General features: G+C 65.0%; 12 protein-coding genes. 5 read left to right on the top strand and 7 right to left on the bottom strand.

Annotated elements, in window-relative coordinates:
• Window positions 1–98: 98 nt before the first annotated feature.
• Window positions 99–2,282 (top strand): TonB-dependent receptor, encoded by a 2,184-nt coding sequence (locus ACY34H_RS09940; RefSeq protein ID WP_464977339.1) that lies wholly within the window; start codon window positions 99–101, stop codon window positions 2,280–2,282.
• Between the two features lie 37 nt (window positions 2,283–2,319).
• On the opposite strand, the gene ACY34H_RS09935 is transcribed toward ACY34H_RS09940, so the two are convergent.
• Window positions 2,320–3,591, bottom strand: coding sequence for a sensor histidine kinase (locus tag ACY34H_RS09935; protein ID WP_464977338.1), 1,272 nt, complete (start codon window positions 3,589–3,591; stop codon window positions 2,320–2,322).
• Window positions 3,584–4,267 (bottom strand): response regulator transcription factor, encoded by a 684-nt coding sequence (locus tag ACY34H_RS09930; RefSeq protein WP_464977337.1) that lies wholly within the window; start codon window positions 4,265–4,267, stop codon window positions 3,584–3,586. The genes ACY34H_RS09935 and ACY34H_RS09930 overlap by 8 nt, the downstream gene beginning before the upstream one ends.
• Window positions 4,268–4,410: 143 nt before the next feature.
• Here ACY34H_RS09930 and ACY34H_RS09925 point away from each other — a divergent pair, with 143 nt between their 5' ends.
• The 3 genes from ACY34H_RS09925 to ACY34H_RS09915 all read left to right on the top strand — a co-directional run bounded on the left by ACY34H_RS09925 (window position 4,411) and on the right by ACY34H_RS09915 (window position 8,992).
• Complete coding sequence (locus ACY34H_RS09925) at window positions 4,411–6,051, top strand: phosphoethanolamine transferase (RefSeq protein WP_464977336.1); 1,641 nt, start codon at window positions 4,411–4,413, stop codon at window positions 6,049–6,051.
• Window positions 6,041–6,868 (top strand): phosphatase PAP2 family protein, encoded by an 828-nt coding sequence (locus ACY34H_RS09920; RefSeq protein ID WP_464977335.1) that lies wholly within the window; start codon window positions 6,041–6,043, stop codon window positions 6,866–6,868. The genes ACY34H_RS09925 and ACY34H_RS09920 overlap by 11 nt, the downstream gene beginning before the upstream one ends.
• A 126-nt stretch (window positions 6,869–6,994) precedes the next feature.
• Window positions 6,995–8,992 (top strand): LTA synthase family protein, encoded by a 1,998-nt coding sequence (locus ACY34H_RS09915; RefSeq protein ID WP_464977334.1) that lies wholly within the window; start codon window positions 6,995–6,997, stop codon window positions 8,990–8,992.
• 21 nt (window positions 8,993–9,013) lie between these two features.
• Here the strand turns inward: ACY34H_RS09915 and ACY34H_RS09910 are convergent, their stop codons facing one another.
• The gene (locus ACY34H_RS09910; RefSeq protein ID WP_464977333.1) at window positions 9,014–10,144 is read right to left on the bottom strand and encodes a metallophosphoesterase; all 1,131 of its coding nucleotides are present in this window, start codon (window positions 10,142–10,144) and stop codon (window positions 9,014–9,016) included.
• 445 nt (window positions 10,145–10,589) lie between these two features.
• Here ACY34H_RS09910 and ACY34H_RS09905 point away from each other — a divergent pair, with 445 nt between their 5' ends.
• Window positions 10,590–12,170, top strand: a complete 1,581-nt coding sequence (locus ACY34H_RS09905; RefSeq protein ID WP_464977332.1) for an isocitrate lyase — start codon at window positions 10,590–10,592, stop codon at window positions 12,168–12,170.
• Between the two features lie 335 nt (window positions 12,171–12,505).
• Here ACY34H_RS09905 and ACY34H_RS09900 read toward each other — a convergent pair whose 3' ends face one another.
• The 4 genes from ACY34H_RS09900 to ACY34H_RS09885 all read right to left on the bottom strand — a co-directional run bounded on the left by ACY34H_RS09900 (window position 12,506) and on the right by ACY34H_RS09885 (window position 16,451).
• On the bottom strand, window positions 12,506–13,288 hold the full coding sequence (locus ACY34H_RS09900) for a DeoR/GlpR family DNA-binding transcription regulator (protein WP_464977331.1): 783 nt from the start codon (window positions 13,286–13,288) through the stop codon (window positions 12,506–12,508).
• Window positions 13,285–13,764 carry a heme-degrading domain-containing protein gene (locus ACY34H_RS09895; RefSeq protein WP_464977330.1) on the bottom strand — a complete coding sequence of 160 codons (480 nt, stop codon included), beginning with the start codon at window positions 13,762–13,764 and terminating at the stop codon, window positions 13,285–13,287. Before ACY34H_RS09895 ends, ACY34H_RS09900 begins: the two co-directional genes overlap by 4 nt.
• Window positions 13,765–13,774: 10 nt before the next feature.
• On the bottom strand, window positions 13,775–14,812 hold the full coding sequence (locus ACY34H_RS09890) for an oxidoreductase (RefSeq protein ID WP_464977329.1): 1,038 nt from the start codon (window positions 14,810–14,812) through the stop codon (window positions 13,775–13,777).
• A 127-nt stretch (window positions 14,813–14,939) separates the two neighbouring features.
• Window positions 14,940–16,451 carry a CYTH and CHAD domain-containing protein gene (locus ACY34H_RS09885; protein WP_464977328.1) on the bottom strand — a complete coding sequence of 504 codons (1,512 nt, stop codon included), beginning with the start codon at window positions 16,449–16,451 and terminating at the stop codon, window positions 14,940–14,942.
• Window positions 16,452–16,483 lie beyond the last annotated feature (32 nt).

Here is a 16,483-nt window from a genome sequence, read left to right as displayed (position 1 = left end):
GGAGCCTCCGGTATCCAGATGAGAATGATTCGTATTATGTCGCGGCGGTTTATAATGGCGGATCCCATTTTTACTGCCCGAACATGTCCAAGCCCGCCTTGCCCCTGACTTCCTTCACCCCCATCGCCTGCGCCGCGGCACTGCTCGCCGCCGGTGCCGCGCATGGACAGGAAAGCGCATCGCCAGCGCCGCAAACGATGCAGACCGTCGTCATCAGCGCCTCGGCCGATGCCTCGGCCGAGGGCCTGACAAAGGCTTATTCGGGCGGCCAGGTGGCCAGGGGAGGGCGCGTCGGCCTGCTCGGCAACGTGGACATGATGGATACGCCGTTCAACGCTACCAGCTACACCCGGCAACTGCTGCAGGACCAGCAGACCCACAGCGTTGCCGACGTGCTGCAGAACGACCCTGGCGTGCGTGTCACGCGCGGCTTCGGCAACTACCAGGAGATGTACGTGATCCGCGGTTTCGCCGCCAATTCCGACGACCTGGCCTACAACGGCCTGTACGGCATCCTGCCGCGCCAGTACGTGGCAACCGAACTGCTGGAACGGGTGGAGGTCTTCCGCGGCGCCAGCGCCTTCCTGAATGGTGCCGCACCTGGTGGCGGCGGCATCGGCGGATCGATCAACCTGCTGCCGAAGCGTGCCGGCAACGAGGCGCTGACATCCGTGACGGCCGGTGTCGAATCCGGCGGCCAGGGCTATGCCGCGGCCGACATCGGGCGGCGGTTCGGCCCCGGCGATCGCGCCGGCATCCGCATCAATGTCGTGCGCCGCGATGGCGACACCGCGGTGGACCGGGAGCAGCGCGAACTGTCGCTGGCCTCGGTGGGGCTGGACTGGAACGGCGGAAACTACCGCCTGTCAGCCGACGTCGGTTACCAGGATCACCAGCTGACGGCTGCCCGCCCCAGCGTCAATGTCAGCGCCGGCGTGCCGGTCCCCGCGGTGCCGGATGGCAGCAGCAACTATGCCCAGCCGTGGACTCATTCGAACGAGCGCGACACGTTCGGCACCCTGCGCGGCGAACTCGATCTGGCGAAGGACACGGTGGCCTGGGCGGCGTTCGGCGCGCGCTCCGGGCGCGAGTCGAATATCCTGGCCGCGCCCCGTGGCGTCGCCACCGACGGCTCGGCGGCGATGTACCGCTTCGACAATGAACGCAAGGACACGGTGCGCACCGGCGAAGTGGGCGCGCGCACCAGGCTGCGCACCGGCTCGGTCGGCCACGCCATCAGCGCGACGGCAACCGGCTTCTGGAACGATTCGCGCAACGCGTATGCGATGAGCAATTCCACCAGCGCCGGCATGTTCCGCACCAACCTGTACGCGCCGGTGGACGCCATCGCGCCGGCGGCCACCTACATCGTCGGCGGCAGGCTGGACGCGCCACTGACCACCAGCAAGACGATCCTGTCGAGCTATGCGATCGCCGACACCCTGTCCATGCTGGACGAGAGCCTGCTCGTCACCGTGGGCCTGCGCCATCAGCGCATCAGGGATTACAGCTACAACTACAACACGGGGGCGGAAACGTCCGCCTATGACGAGAGCCGCAACACGCCGGTGGCCGCGGTGGTGTTCAAGCCCTCGAAGAACGTCTCGGTCTATGCGAACTACATCGAAGGCCTGCAGAAGGGCATGACGGCATCCGGCACCGGCGTGATCAACCTGGGCGAGACCTTCGCGCCGACGGTGTCGCGGCAAAAGGAAGTCGGCGCCAAGTACGACGCCGGCACGATCGGCTTCTCGGCTGCCGCATTCGTCACGGCGCAGCCGCAGGCCTACGTGGTCGACAATGTGTACGGGCTCAATGGCGAGCAGCGCAACCGCGGCGTGGAGATGACCGTCTTCGGCCAGCCGGTGCGCGGCCTGCGCCTGCTGGGCGGGGTGACGTTCATCGATGCGCAGCAGCGCCGCACCAACGGCGGCCTGCGCGACGGCAACGACGCGGTCGGCGTCCCGGACCGGCAGTTCAACCTGAACGCCGACTGGGACGTGCCCGGCGTGCGGGGCCTTGCGCTCAATGGCCGCTTGGCTTACACGTCGAAGCAGTACCTGGACGGCGCCAATCTCCAGCAGGTGCCATCGTGGGCCCGCACAGACGTGGGTGTGCGCTACCTGACCACGCTGGGAGAGCGGACGCTGACCGTGCGCGCGCGCATCGACAATTTGTTCGACCGCGACTACTGGGCTTCCGCCGGTGGCGCGTCCGGTGCGGGCTATCTCGTGCAGGGTACGCCCCGCACGGTGGCGGTGTCGGCCACGCTCGAATTCTAAAGGCGATCAGGATGCCGGATGAGTTTTGCCGGGATGCCTAGTGTTCGGAGCGCGGCGCGGGAAAGCGCAGCTCGATCGTGCTGCCCGATGGAAGTCCCGGCGCGCGTTCCCCGAGCACGAGCGTGGCGCCCAGGTGGGCCGAGATGCGCTGGACGATGCCGAGGCCGAGACCGGTGCCGGACGACCCACGCGCATCGGCGGGAATTGCCTCGTTGCGCAACCGTGCGCGGGCAGCTGGCGGCAGGCCCGGGCCGGTATCCTCGACGATCACGGCGCGGCCTTCCAGCCGCACCTCGACGTACCCCTGCTGCGTATACTGGCAGGCGTTGCGTACCAGGTTGCCGATGGCCGCCAGCAGCAGTTCGCGCACCCCGTGAACGAGGAAATCGTCACCGCCGCCGTAGCGCAACTGCACCGGCCGGCCGGCCACCAGGGCCTGGCAGCGCGCCACTTCTTCCAGCGCCAGTGCCTGGGCCGGCATCAGCGTCCATTCCAGCCGCTCCGGCGAGCGTGCCAGCCGCAGCAGCATCGACGTGACGTCGCTGGCATCGCGCGCTGCCCGGTAGATGCGCTCGGCCGGCGCATGCAGCACGGGATCGTGTTCCGTTCGCGCCAGCAGCACCTCGGCCGCGCCGGCGATCACCGTCAACGGGGTGCGCAGTTCGTGGCTGACGTCGCCGGTAAAAAAGCGTTCGCGGTCCAGGAACTGCTGCAATTCGGCCGTATGCCCGGCGATCATGCGCGACAAGACGCCCAGCTCGTCGTTGCGTTCCCGCAGTGGCAGGCTGGCCGCGCGCGCATCGACCGCGTCGGCCAGTTCGACGATCGGATCGACGATGCGGTTGCCCAGGAAGCGCCCGAGCACCACGGCGAAGCCCATGAAGCCCAGGAAAGCCACGGCGAACATCGAGTACACCACCAGCTCGATCTGCTCGTAGGCGCTGGCGTGATCGACCACCGCGTACCGGCCCTCGGCATTGCGTCCCTTCAGCACGTGCAGGTCGATACCGTCGACGGTTACTTCATGCACGCCGTCCGGCAGGGCGCGCAGCGAGCGCGGGATATCCTCGTCGAGGTGGAAGCTGAGCCCGGCCGGCATTTCCACCGGCAGCCCGCCCGCATGGCGCGGTCCCGCCCATGCGGCCACTTCCTCGAGGCGCTCGTCGACCAGGCGCACTTCGATGCCCTCGACGGCCAGCGCGGCGATCACGGCGAAAAACACCGACGACACGGTGGCGAACGTGAGGTACGCCACCGTGATGCGGCGGCGCAGCGATGTTCCTTCCCGCGGCGGAGCTTCCTTACTCATCGGCTGCAACCAGCTTGTAGCCGATTTTCGAGATCGTGTGCAGCAGCGGATGCGGGAACGGCTTGTCCAGCGCCTGCCGCAATGCATGGATGTGCACCCGCAGCGCATCGGTATCGGGAGGGTTGTCGCCCCACACCTCATGCAGGATCTGCTCGCGCGATACCACTTTCGGCGCCTCGCGCATCAGCAGCCGCAGGATCGTGTAGCCGGTCTTCGTCAGGACCAGCGGCCGGCCGGCGCGCCTGGCCTCGAACGTGCCGGTATTGAAGGTCACGTCGGCGAACGCCAGCACGTCATTGGCGGCATGGGTTCCCTGCGCGCGCCGCACCAGCGCCTTCAGCCGCACCTCCAGTTCGACCAGCGAGAACGGCTTGACCAGGTAATCGTCGGCACCACTGTCGAAACCGGCGACCTTGTCTTCCAGCGTATCGCGCGCGGTCAGCATCAGTACCGGCGTGGCCATGCGCAGTTCGCCGCGCAGCTTCTGGCACAGTTCCAGCCCGTTCAGGCCGGGCAGCATCACATCGAGCACCACGGCGTCGTAATCGTGCTGCGCGGCCAGGGCCAGCCCGCCGTAGCCGTTTGCCGCCGAATCAAGCACGTAGCCCTTCGGCTCGAAAAAGCCATACAGGTTGGCGACGATGTCGGGGTTGTCTTCAATGATCAGGATGCGCATTGGCTCATTATAAGAGAGCCATGGAAGCGCCGTTTCCTCGAAGGCGTTCTTTCTCTTGCCATTAACCCCGCCTTAACCGCTGCTTGACGTGAACTTTACTTGCGCTTCAGTATCTTGGGGGCTTCGAATCCGGAGTCCCGTCTGTGAAAATTTGTCTCCCGCGTATCGGTGCACCTGTCCTGACACTGGCGGCATCCTCTTTTCTGGTGCTGGCTTATAACACCAGTTTCTGGAAGTCGCTCCTGTCGGCCACCGGTGGCTTGCGTTATGGCAATCTGCCAGTTCATGCGGGGGTTTTCCTTGCCCTGGTGCTGTTGTTCAATGCATTGCTGACACTGGTCAATTTCAGGCAGGTCATCAAGCCGGTCCTGATCGTCCTGTTCATGGCGGCGTCGTTGGCTTCCTTCTTCATTACCCATTACGGCATCGTCATCGACTCGTCGATGATCCAGAATGTTGTCGAAACGGACACGCGAGAGGCCCACGAGCTGCTGAGCTGGCAATTGCTGCAGACCGTCACGGTAATGGGTTTGCTTCCTTCCGTACTGGTATGGCGCCTGCCGCTGCGCTTTCCGCCGGTCCGGCGCGATTTGCTGGCCAAGCTGGCCACGGTAGCCTTCTCGCTGCTGGCGATCGCCGGATTATTGATGGTGCTGTTCAAGACGCTGGCACCGGCTGTCCGCGAGCATCGCGAACTGCGCTTCCTGCTGACGCCGACCAATGTATTCCAGGCCACGCATGGCTACCTGAGACGCAGGTGGGCGACGCCGGCCGTCCTCGCGCCATTGGGCACGGATGCCGCGAAAGGCAGCAAGTGGGCCGGCGCCCCCGGCGGGAGAACCGTCACCGTTCTCGTTGTCGGAGAGACCGCGCGCGCGATGAGTTTTTCGCTGAACGGCTATGGCCGCCAGACCAATCCCTTGCTGTCGCAGCAGCGCGGCCTGATCAACTTCCGCAATGTCAGCTCCTGCGGGACCGCGACAGCGATCTCGGTGCCATGCATCTTTTCCGGCCTGGGCCGGGACGATTATTCGGCGGACAAGGCGAACAGCCGGGAAGGCTTGCTGGATGTGCTGAAGCATGCGGGCTTCGACGTGCTCTGGCGGGACAATAATTCCGGCTGCAAGGGCGCCTGCGACCGCATACGGTATGAGGACCTGTCGCAGCCGGTGGCTGGTGATCCGCTTTGCAATGCCGAAGAGTGCTACGACGAGCGGCTGTTGCGGGATCTGCCGCACATGATCCGAAATGCCAGGAAGGACCTGGTGATCGTGCTGCACCAGAAAGGCAGCCATGGACCGGCTTACTGGAAGCGGTACCCGGCGGAATTCGGAAAATTCGGGCCGGTATGCACGACGAACGAACTGGAACAATGTTCTCGCGAGGAGATCGTCGCGGCGTACGACAACACGATCCTTTATACCGACTATTTCCTGAGCAGGGTCATCGACTTGCTGCGCGAAGCCGCCGCCGAAGCCGACGTCGCCACCGCGATGCTGTACTTCTCCGATCACGGCGAATCGCTGGGCGAGAAAAACATGTACCTGCACGGAGCACCCTACATCATTTCGCCAGCCGAGCAGCGCAGCGTACCGATGATGCTGTGGCTGTCCGATCACTTCCGTTCGCGATTCGCTATCGACCAGAAATGCCTGGCGGCGCGCGCCGGCCAGGAGTTTTCGCACGATAACGTTTTTCATACCGTGCTGGGAATGCTGAACGTCAGTACTGCCATCCATAACCCCAAACTGGACCTGGTCCACGCCTGCAGCCGTGCAAACTGAATCGATTCGTCCGCGCGCCATGCTGGTGGCCTGCAGTATCCTCGTGTCGTCCGCTGTCCTGATCCTGTGGCTCGGCAACTTTACCAATATCGATATCGTGTTGGCCGACACGGCGTTCGATCCGGCATCCCGGACGTTTCCGATGCGGCATGCGTGGATTGCGGAAACGTTCAACCACGCGATACTGAAAACGCTGCTGTCCATCCTGGGTGCTTTTGCTGTCGTGTGCGCCTTTTGGGACGCGCTGCATCCCCATCGCACGGGTGCACATGCCACGCGCATCGGCTTGCGCGTCGTCGCGCTCTCCGCAGTGTGCGTGCCCTTGGCGATCAGCCTGCTGAAGCGCGCCAGCACGTCGCATTGTCCCTGGGATCTGCAGCGCTACGGCGGAACGGCACCCTATGTCCGACTGCTCGAATGGATGCCTGCCGGGATCGCACCGGGACATTGCCTGCCGGGCGGGCACGCATCCAGCGCCCTCTGGCTGATGTCCGTGGCCGCATTCTGGTGGCCCCATGACCGGGGCAGGGCGATTGCCATCGGCATCGCCATGCTGGCGTTTGGCTGCCTGGTGGGATGGGGGCAGCAATTGCGGGGCGCGCATTTCCTGACCCATACGCTGTGGTCGGCCTGGCTTGCATGCGCGCTGGTCCTGTCGATCTACCGGCTCGTTGCAAGGCTGCCGCTCCAGTCGGGCAGGCTGGCTTCGGGTTCGATCCCGCCGCAGGGTAAGGAAACCTCGATCGCGATAGCCGTCCCTGAAAGGCTGAGCGGCCCGGAAATCTGCACGGGGACGCAACGTTTAACGTCTATTTAACGCGACCCTAACGCGCGGCTAATGCCGCTTTCCCTACAGTGAGTGCATGCGCGGGCTTCGTCGGCATGCCGCGTCGCGGCTGATCGGCCGAGGTGCCCGCTTCACCCGCTTCATGACACGACCGACATGACTCACCCAGCATCTGCCGCAAGAAATTACCTGCATCGCCTTGGCCACACGCTCTCGCGCAAGTTGCACTGGACCGGACCGTTTTCCAACCTGGCCTTGCTGCTCGTTGCGGGGCTGGCGGTGCTGTCGCTGTCGCGGCTGGCGCTGGTTGCCTGGCAATTCCAGCGCGTCGATGCGGCGGACATCACGGCCGAGCTGTTCCTGCAGGGCGTGCGCGCGGACCTGATCCTGCTTGGCTACTTCATTGCCATCCCGGTCGCGCTGTCGCCCTTGCTTGCACACCGGCGGATGGCGCGCTGGTGGCGATACGGCACCGCGCTGTGGGTCGGGTGCGCCTTGCTGGTCATCGTCTTCATGGAACTGGCGTCGCCCCAGTTCATCATGCAATACGATGTGCGGCCAAACCGGCTGTTCGTCGAATACCTGGCCTACCCGGCGGAAGTATTCTCGACCCTGTGGAAAGGCTATCGCGCGGCCGTGGTCCTGACAGTGGGCTGTACCATTGCGCTGGCGGCCGGGATGAGCGTGCTGCTGAAATCGGCATCGGACCAGATGACCATGTGGCCGGCAAGGAAGCTGCTGCTGGCCTGGCCTGTGCTGATGCTGCTGGTGGTGGTGCAGATCAGGTCTACCACCGCGCATCGCCCGGCGAATCCGGCATTGTTCGCGCTGACCGGCGATGCGATGGTGAATTCACTGATCATCAATTCCACCTGGTCGGTTCTCGATGCCATCAATTCGATGGGCAAGGAAGCGCATTCCTCGGAAATTTACGGCAAGTTCCCCCGGGCGAAAGTGCTTGACGAGGTGCGCTCGGCACCCTGGCTGCGCGATTACCGGTTCGACTCCGGCGCCTTGCCGACCCTGCATTTCCAGCAGGCGGTGTACCAGCGGGAAAAGCCGTTGAACCTCGTGATCGTGCTCGAAGAAAGTCTTGGCGCAACCTTCGTCGAGTCGCTGGGGGGCTTGCCCGTGACGCCCGAGCTGGAGAAACTGAAGGGGGAGGGCTGGTGGTTCGAGCAGCTGTATGCCACGGGCACGCGGTCCGTGCGCGGTATCGAGGCCGTGGTGGCGGGGTATCCGCCGACGCCGGCGCGCAGCGTCGTCAAGCTGTCGCTGGCGCAGCAGAATTTCTATACTCTTGCGCTTGGTTTGAGCAAACAGGGCTTTCATACCGAATTCGTGTACGGCGGCGAAGCCCATTTCGATAATATGCGCGGTTTCTTTACCGGAAACGGTTTCCAGAATGTCGTCGACCGGCGCGACATGCAGCCGCGCTTCGAAGGCAGCTGGGGAGCGTCGGATGAAGACCTGTTCGATAAGTCCCTGGAACGCCTGAAAAAACTGCATGCCGATGGCAAGCCGTTTTTCAGCCTGATTTTCAGCTCGTCGAACCACGAGCCGTTCGAATTCCCGGATGGGAAAATCGAACTTCATGAACCCACCAAACAGACCGTCAACAATGCCGTCAAGTATGCCGACTTCGCGCTGGGACGCTTCATCCGCGAAGCGAAGAAACAGCCGTACTGGAAGGACACGGTCTTTCTCATCGTCGCCGATCACGATAATCGGGTGTATGGCGACAGCCTCGTGCCGGTCAAGAAATTCCACATTCCCGGCCTGATCCTGGGTGCCGACATCGCGCCGCGCCGCATCGGAACCATGGCCAGCCAGATCGATCTCGGCCCCACATTGCTGTCGCTGATGGGAATCTCCAGCGAACACCCGATGATCGGACGCGACCTGGCAAGGGACAGCGAATCGCCCGGCCGCGCGATGCTGCAGTTCGATAATTACTTTGCGTGGCTGGAAGGCAGCGATGCGACGATCCTGCGGCCGGACCAGCCGCCGCTGGCCGGTCGCTACGATGCCGCCAGCGGTGAACTGGCCCTGGGCAGTCAGCCACCCGCGCCCGCCGCCGTGGACCGGGCCATGGCGCATGTCATCCTGCCGTCGTTGCTGTACCGGGAGCAGCGCTACCGGCTGGCGAAATAGCCCGCCAGCCCACCGATCCCGCTAGCCCACGGGCTTCGCGGCGCGCAGCGTGATCAGCGTGATATCGGAAGGGCGCCCCAGCCGGATCGGGAAGCCTGGCCAGAGTCCCGCCCCATTGCTGACATACAGCGTCGCAGCACCGACCGCGTAGCGGCCGGACACGAAGCCCTGGTTGAAGCGCGCGACGATCCAGTCGAGGCCGCGGGCATGCCCGCCATGGGTGTGTCCGGAGAGCTGCAGGTCGACGCCGGACGTGTGATTGCGGAGAATGTTCCCCGGGCGGTGATCCAGCAGCACCACGGGAAGGCCGTCCGGCCTGCCCGCCAGGGCACGGCCGATATCGGGCGTGCACTGCCCGTGCCGGGCGCTGACTGTGTCGGGAACGCCGGCCAGGACGAAACCCTGACGCACGACCACGTGCCGGTTTTCCAGCATGTCGATGCCAAGCTCGTCGAACTTGCGCATCCATGCCGCATAGTCGGCATAGTATTCATGGTTGCCCGCCACCGCGAATACGCCATCCTTCGCCGACAGCGCCGCCAGCGGCGCGACATCGCCGCTGCGGGCCGCCGTCGTGCCGTCGACCAGGTCGCCGGAGATGACGATCAGGTCAGGGGCGAGCGCATTGGTTGCCGCCACCAGCGCCGTTGCCCAGGGCGCTTGCAGCAGGCGGCTCAGGTGCAGGTCGGTCAGGTGCACCATCTGGTAGCCGTCGAGTTCCGCGGGCAGTCCCGCCAGGTGGAACTCGAGCGGCTTGACCGCCGGCACCCTGATCGCCTGTGCCACGCCGACGCTCGCCATGACGACGCCGGCCGCAAGAAACACGTGCGGCGCCGTCCTGTTGCGCAGGATCTTCCGGCCCGTGGCGCGGGAAGGAATCCACGCGGCCAGGCCGGCCAGGTCCGCCAGCAGGAGCAGTACCGCCGTCACGAGCAGCGTTCCATACGCCACGCTCACGCCGATCAGCGCGGCCCGCGGGATTTCCGGCGACGCGATGGGCGTGCCGAAGATGCGGCTGACGAGCCAGTGGTGTTCGATCAGCGCCATCAGCAGGGCGGCCAGCGCGACCTTGCCGACGGGCCTGATGTCGAACCTCCACAGATAGCGCCACACTAGATACAGACCCAGGAAGAGGTTGACGACTGGTAGCACCGATAAATCCTTTCAGTTGTTCGATGGCCACCGGCAGCGCGTCGAGCCGCGGCCGATGAGTAGTAGTTGCAAGGCACCATGCAACGGCGTGGACTATACCTTGCCGTGACCACAACCGTTATGGAGGCGCGCTGTACAAGGCAGATCCGCCGGTTGTGCGGCGCAATATCCCGTACCGCTGAATGACGTTTCATAATACAAAATAGAGCGTTGAGTTTCGCCGAACACGGGCTCTCGTTCCGCAAAATTATGTTTCATAAAGTGGAATTGGATAGATAAGTCGTTGATGTGTAAGGATAAAAATGTTGCTGCATATGTCTTATATAAGACATGAGACTTGAGCTTCCTCCAGTATGATTATCTCAAACGACCCGGCAATACAGCGCCTGTCGAAGACGTTGTCCCGGGAACGCAAATGTTTCGATACCAGTCCAAGGAGCTCATCATGTCTCAATACCAGAACGATATCCAATCCCTCACCAGCCTGAGGGAGCGCGAAGGCAGCGCCTGGAATGCCATCAATCCCGAATCGGCCGCCCGCATGCGCGCGCAGAACCGCTTCAAGACCGGTCTCGACATTGCCCGCTACACGGCCGGCATCATGCGCCGCGACATGGCTGCCTACGATGCCGACCCGGCCAAGTACACGCAGTCGCTCGGCTGCTGGCACGGCTTCATCGGCCAGCAGAAAATGATTTCCATCAAAAAGCACTTCAACAGCACGGACCGTCGCTACCTGTACCTGTCGGGCTGGATGATCGCCGCGCTGCGTTCCGAATTCGGCCCTCTGCCCGACCAGTCGATGCATGAGAAGACCGCGGTTGCCGCGCTGATCCGCGAGCTGTACACCTTCCTGCGCCAGGCCGATGCGCGCGAGCTGGGCGGCCTGTTCCGCCAGCTCGACGCGGCCGAAGGCCCGGCGCGCGCCGCCATCCAGGACAAGATCGACAATTTCGTGACCCACGTGGTGCCGATCATTGCCGACATCGATGCCGGCTTCGGCAACGCCGAGGCGACCTACCTGATGGCCAAGCAGATGATCGAGGCGGGCGCCTGCTGCATCCAGCTCGAGAACCAGGTGTCCGACGAGAAGCAGTGCGGCCACCAGGATGGCAAGGTGACCGTGCCGCACGAGGACTTCCTGGCCAAGATCCGTGCCGTGCGCTATGCGTTCCTGGAGCTGGGCGTGGATGACGGCATCATCGTGGCGCGTACCGATTCGCTCGGTGCCGGCCTGACAAAGCAGATCGCCTACACCCGCGAGCCGGGCGACCTGGGCGACCAGTACAACAGCTTCCTCGACGCCGAGGAAATCGCCGCCGACGAACTGGCCAACGGCGACGTGGTGATCAAGCGCGAAGGCAAGCTGCTGCGCCCGAAACGCCTGCCGAGCAACCTGTTCCAGTTCCGCGAAGGTACCGGCGAAGCACGCTGCGTGCTCGACTGCATCACCTCGCTGCAGAACGGCGCCGACCTGCTGTGGATCGAAACCGAGAAGCCGCACATCGCGCAGATCGGCGGCATGGTGAACGAAATCCGCAAGGTCATTCCAAATGCCAAGCTGGTGTACAACAACAGCCCGTCGTTCAACTGGACCCTGAATTTCCGTCAGCAGGTGTTCGACAGCATGAAGGAACGCGGTGCCGACGTGTCGGCCTACGAACGCTCGCAGCTGATGAGCGTGGAGTATGACGGTTCGGAACTGGCGCGCGAAGCCGACGAGCGCATCCGCACCTTCCAGGCCGATGCCGCGCGCGAGGCAGGCATCTTCCACCACCTGATCACGCTGCCGACCTACCATACCGCCGCGCTGTCGACCGATAACCTGGCCAGGGAATACTTCGGCGAGCAGGGCATGCTGGGCTACGTCGCCGGCGTGCAGCGCAAGGAAATCCGAGAGGGTATCGCGTGCGTCAAGCACCAGAACATGTCGGGCTCCGACCTGGGCGACGATCACAAGGAGTACTTCAGCGGCGAAGCCGCGCTGAAAGCGTCAGGCAAGCACAATACGATGAACCAGTTCTGACGGGCTAGCAGCCTGTCGGACTTGGGGAGTCAGAGCGGCTGACGATCCCATGTCCGACAGGCTGCCAGGTAACACGGTTCCGTACGATCCGCGGCGTCCGTAACATTCCTCTACGGACGCTGCGTCACATCAGCCTGGCCGGGCATATCCGCGACGTGGGGTCGCCGGATGCGCACCGCGGGCACTGCGCGCGGCAGATGCCGCGCGCTCTCGGGCGCTGTTTCCGCTGCTGCGGAGACAGCGCCTTTTTTCCTTGCATGGTGTGCTAAAAGTTCCAGCGCATCCGGTCCGGCGCCTGGCACGCGGCAGCGATGAAGTTCGCTGCCGAAGCCCGGTTACGTCGCGCCGGCCGGCGCGACCAGGACCTCGACATCGAGCCCGTCGAGCGTCTCCATCAGCATGGCGGGCAGCGCCCGGTCCGTGACCAGCACGTCGATCGCCTCGAAGGCGCACAGGCGATGCATGAATCCCTTGCCGAACTTGGCGGCGTCCGCCACCACGATCACCTGGCTAGCCTGGCGCAGCATGGCCTGCTTGAGCGAAGCCTCGTCGTCCGAAGGGCAGGTGAGGCCTTGCGGATCGATGGCGCAGGCGCCGAGGATCAGCTTGTCGAAGCGGAATTGCCCGAGGCCCAGCCGGGCCTGCGCACCTTCCAGGCTGCGCTGCCATGGATTGAAGCGGCCGCCCGTCAGGTGCAGCTCCACGCCATCGCGCCCGCCCAGCACTTCGGCGATGTCGATCGAATTGGTCACGGCGTGCAGCGGCGCCGCCGCCAGCGCACGCGCCACTTCCACCACGGTGGTGGAGGTATCGAACAGGACCCGGTCGCCCTCCCGGATCAGCGTCGCCGCGGCGGCACCGATCGCCTGCTTGGCCGCCGATGCGCCGGCGCGCTCGGCGTACTGCCGCACCTGCCGGCCTTGCGGCGGCAGCACGGCGCCGCCGCGCACGCGCAGTACGCGGCCTTCCGCATCCAGCCGCACCACGTCGCGGCGGGCGGTATCGCGCGTCACGCCGAACAGCCGGCAGATATCCTCGACGCCGATGCGGTAGTGCTGGCCCAGGTAGTCGCAGATCGCGTCCAGCCGCCTCGATTGCGGCAGCACGCCTTCGCTCATTGCACCGTGTCCAGGTAGTCGCGCAGCACGGCGGTCAGCAGGTCGTGGTCTTCCTTCTGCGGCAGGCCGGACACGGTGATCGTGCCGACCATGCCGGTGCCGCGCAGGATGAGCGGGAACGCGCCGCCATGCGCGGCGAAGTCCGCGGCGGGGGTGTTGCTGTCCGCCTCGAAGGTCTTGCCCTTGCTTCGGTATTGCGTGCCCACGTGCCAGGAACTGCGGCCGTAGCGCTGCACCACATTGTTCTTGCGGCGGATCCAGTCGGCATTGTCCGGCGAGGTGCCGTCCATGGCGTGATGGAACAGCTGGTGCCCGTTGCGGGTGATGTCGATCGTCACGGCCTTGCCCGTCTCGCGCGCCCGCTCGACAAGCGCCAGGCCGAGCCGGAGGGCGTCGTGGTTCGAGAACGCGGCAAACTGCAGTTGCCGCTCCTCCAGCGCAAGCGCCTGCAACAGGCTGGCATAGTCTTCCTGCATGGTGTTCTCCTCAGGTGAAATCGATGGTGCGGCGTTCCTGGTGGCTGCGCAGGGCCAGTTCGATCACCCGTATCACGGCCACCGCCTCCCGTGCCGGTACGGGAACCGGCCCGTCTTCCGCCATGGCCTGCCAGACGCCGTGGTAGAACGATTCATAGGAGCCGGGAATGGTCTCGACGGCGCGGCGCGATCCGTCTGCCAGCGTGATGGTGGCGTAGCCGGCCGGCGCGTCGCGGCCCCAGCCCGCATCGCCTGGCCGCATGCCCGCCTTCAGGGCGTCTTCCTGCGGATCGATGCCGGACTTGACGAAGCTGCCCAGCGTGCCGTGTACCTGGTAGCGCGGACCGGGCGCGCGCACCAGCGCCCCGGCGTGCAGGATCGACTTCGTGGCGCCGTGATCCAGCACCAGCTCGAACGCATCCTCGACCTGCGCGCCCTCGCGCTGCAGCGACAGGTGCGCCGTGACCGAACGCGGCGTGCCGAACAGCTGCAGCGCCTGGTCGATCAGGTGCGAGCCCAGGTCCCACAGCACCCCTGCGCCCGGCTGCGCCTGTTCCTTCCAGCGCACCTTCACCTGCGGCGCATAGCGGTCGAAATGCACGCGGCAGGTGTGCACGGTGCCCAGTTCGCCCGATGCTACCGCGCCGCGCAAGGTGAGGAAATCGCCGTCCCAGCGGCGGTTCTGATAAACGCTGAGTTTCAGGCCTTTTTCCTCCGCCAGGTCGGCCAGTTCGGCTCCCTCGGCGGACGACAGCACGAACGGCTTGTCCACCACCACGTGCTTGCCGGCCAGCAGTGCCGCCTTCGCCAGGCCGTAATGGCTGGCATTCGGCGTGCACACCACCACCAGGTCGATGGACGGATCGTCCAGCATGGCCTGCGGCGTATCGTCCCGCTGCACGCCCGGATATGGCTGCAATGCTTCCGGCGTGGCGTTGCGGCTGGCGATGCGGGCCAGCCTGAGACCCGGCACGGCGGCAATCATCGGTGCATGGAAGACGGCGCCACCCAGGCCAAATCCGATCAGTCCTACGGCATATCGCTGCATGGTTCACCCTTGATAAGTCAATTCGATTACGCATTCTAAGCGATTCGAATGATCGAGGGTATGCTTGAGGCGTCGATTGAACGGGACCGGACCGAGCCGTCATTTGCCGGCGCTCATCTGAGACCGCTCATCTGCGACCGCTTATCTTCAGCCTTTCGACGGCTTCCAGCGCGGTGCGCAGGTGCGCACTCTCGGCTTCGGCCATGCCGGCGACGTATCCACGGGCAAAGCCGGCTTCGGGCAACGGTTTTTTCGCATCGAGCTCGCCCAGCAGCCGGTCGGCCACGGCAAGGTCGTTCAGGCGGCCCAGCTTGTCCTGCAGGCCGGACAGGGTCTTGACGTACTGCCTGACACCCTTGGCCGGCAGCAGGTCGCGGAAGAACTCCGCGGCGTAGCGGGCTTTCTTTGCCGCGATGCGCACGCGGTGGCGCTGCGCAGGGTCGCGGTCGTCCAGCGTATCGATGCGTTTGCGCAGGCGGCGTTGCGCCTTGCGCAGCAGGGGCGCCATGGCGTCGCGCGCGCGGGATGCAAGCGCGGAGCGTTCCGGCAGCGCGCCGTCCTGGCGCCACTGTCGGCCGTGGAACCAGCCGTTCAGTTGCAGGATCAATTGCGTGTAGCGCGGATCGTGCAGCGTCTTCAGCATGTCGCGGTGCAGGTCGCTGGCCCGCTGTGCGGCGATGGCGCGCAAGGTACCCAGCTCCGCGCCCTTGATGTCGGGAATCGTCGAACCGGCCAGCACATCCCAGTCGCGCGTTGCGCCCAGTTCGCCCGACAGCCACTCCACGCCGTCGCGGATCGGCGCCGGCAGCGGCGCCAGCTTGTCGAACATGTCCAGCAGCGCCCGCAGGCGGCGCAAGCCGACCCGCATCTGATGCAGGCTTTCCACGCTTTGCCGCAGCACGCCGGGGACATTCGCTTCCAGTTGCCGCAGGCAGTTCAGGCCCATGCGCTGCAGTGCGTCCTCCAGGCGCATCTTGCGGGTCAGGTGCACCGGCACCGCCTTGACGGGGGCCGGCGGCGCCGTGTCGAGCAGGGCATAGCCGCGCGCGGCCTTGCTGTCGTTGGCGATCTCGAACGGGATATCCGCGTGCAGCGCCAGGGCGAACGCGAACAGCGGCGCCGGGTCGCCGCGCTTCAGTTCGAGCTCGAGTTCGCCGATCGGTGCGTTGCGCCCGCCGGCGTGGATGTCGCCGGCGTCGAGCGCGCATTCCACCTGCTGGCCGTTGGCCAGCGTCACCTGCCAGACGGTACGCCGCGTGGTGTTCTTGAACACGGGCCGCAACTGGTTGACGATGCCGGGCGAGCGGAGCAGTTCGGCGATGGGCTTCGACTTGATCTGGCGCGCCAGTTCCGCCGGCGCCGGCGCCGGCCCGTCAAGCGCGCATTCCCATTCGCCACGCTGGTGCAGTGCCGTGTGCCCGGGCGCGGCCGTCTTGACGGTCTGGATCCAGGCGTCGCCGTCGCCGCGCACCCGCAGCGTCACGCCGTTGCGCCACAGATCGAGTTTCGGCGTATCGAAGTAGGTGTCGTGCAGTTCGTGATCGACGGGTTTTGCTTCCGCCTGGTCGAGCAGCAGGCGATGTTCGCGCAGGCGTACCAGGTCCGCCTGCGCCACCTTCAGTTTCAGTTCCGTTTCCAAGTGATTCTCCAAGGTCATGAGCGGCATGGCGA

The sequence above is a fragment of the Pseudoduganella sp. jia 9 genome (assembly GCF_055502615.1).
The sequence above is the reverse complement of the archived record's forward strand: the minus strand, read 5'-3'. Positions and strand labels throughout refer to the sequence as shown.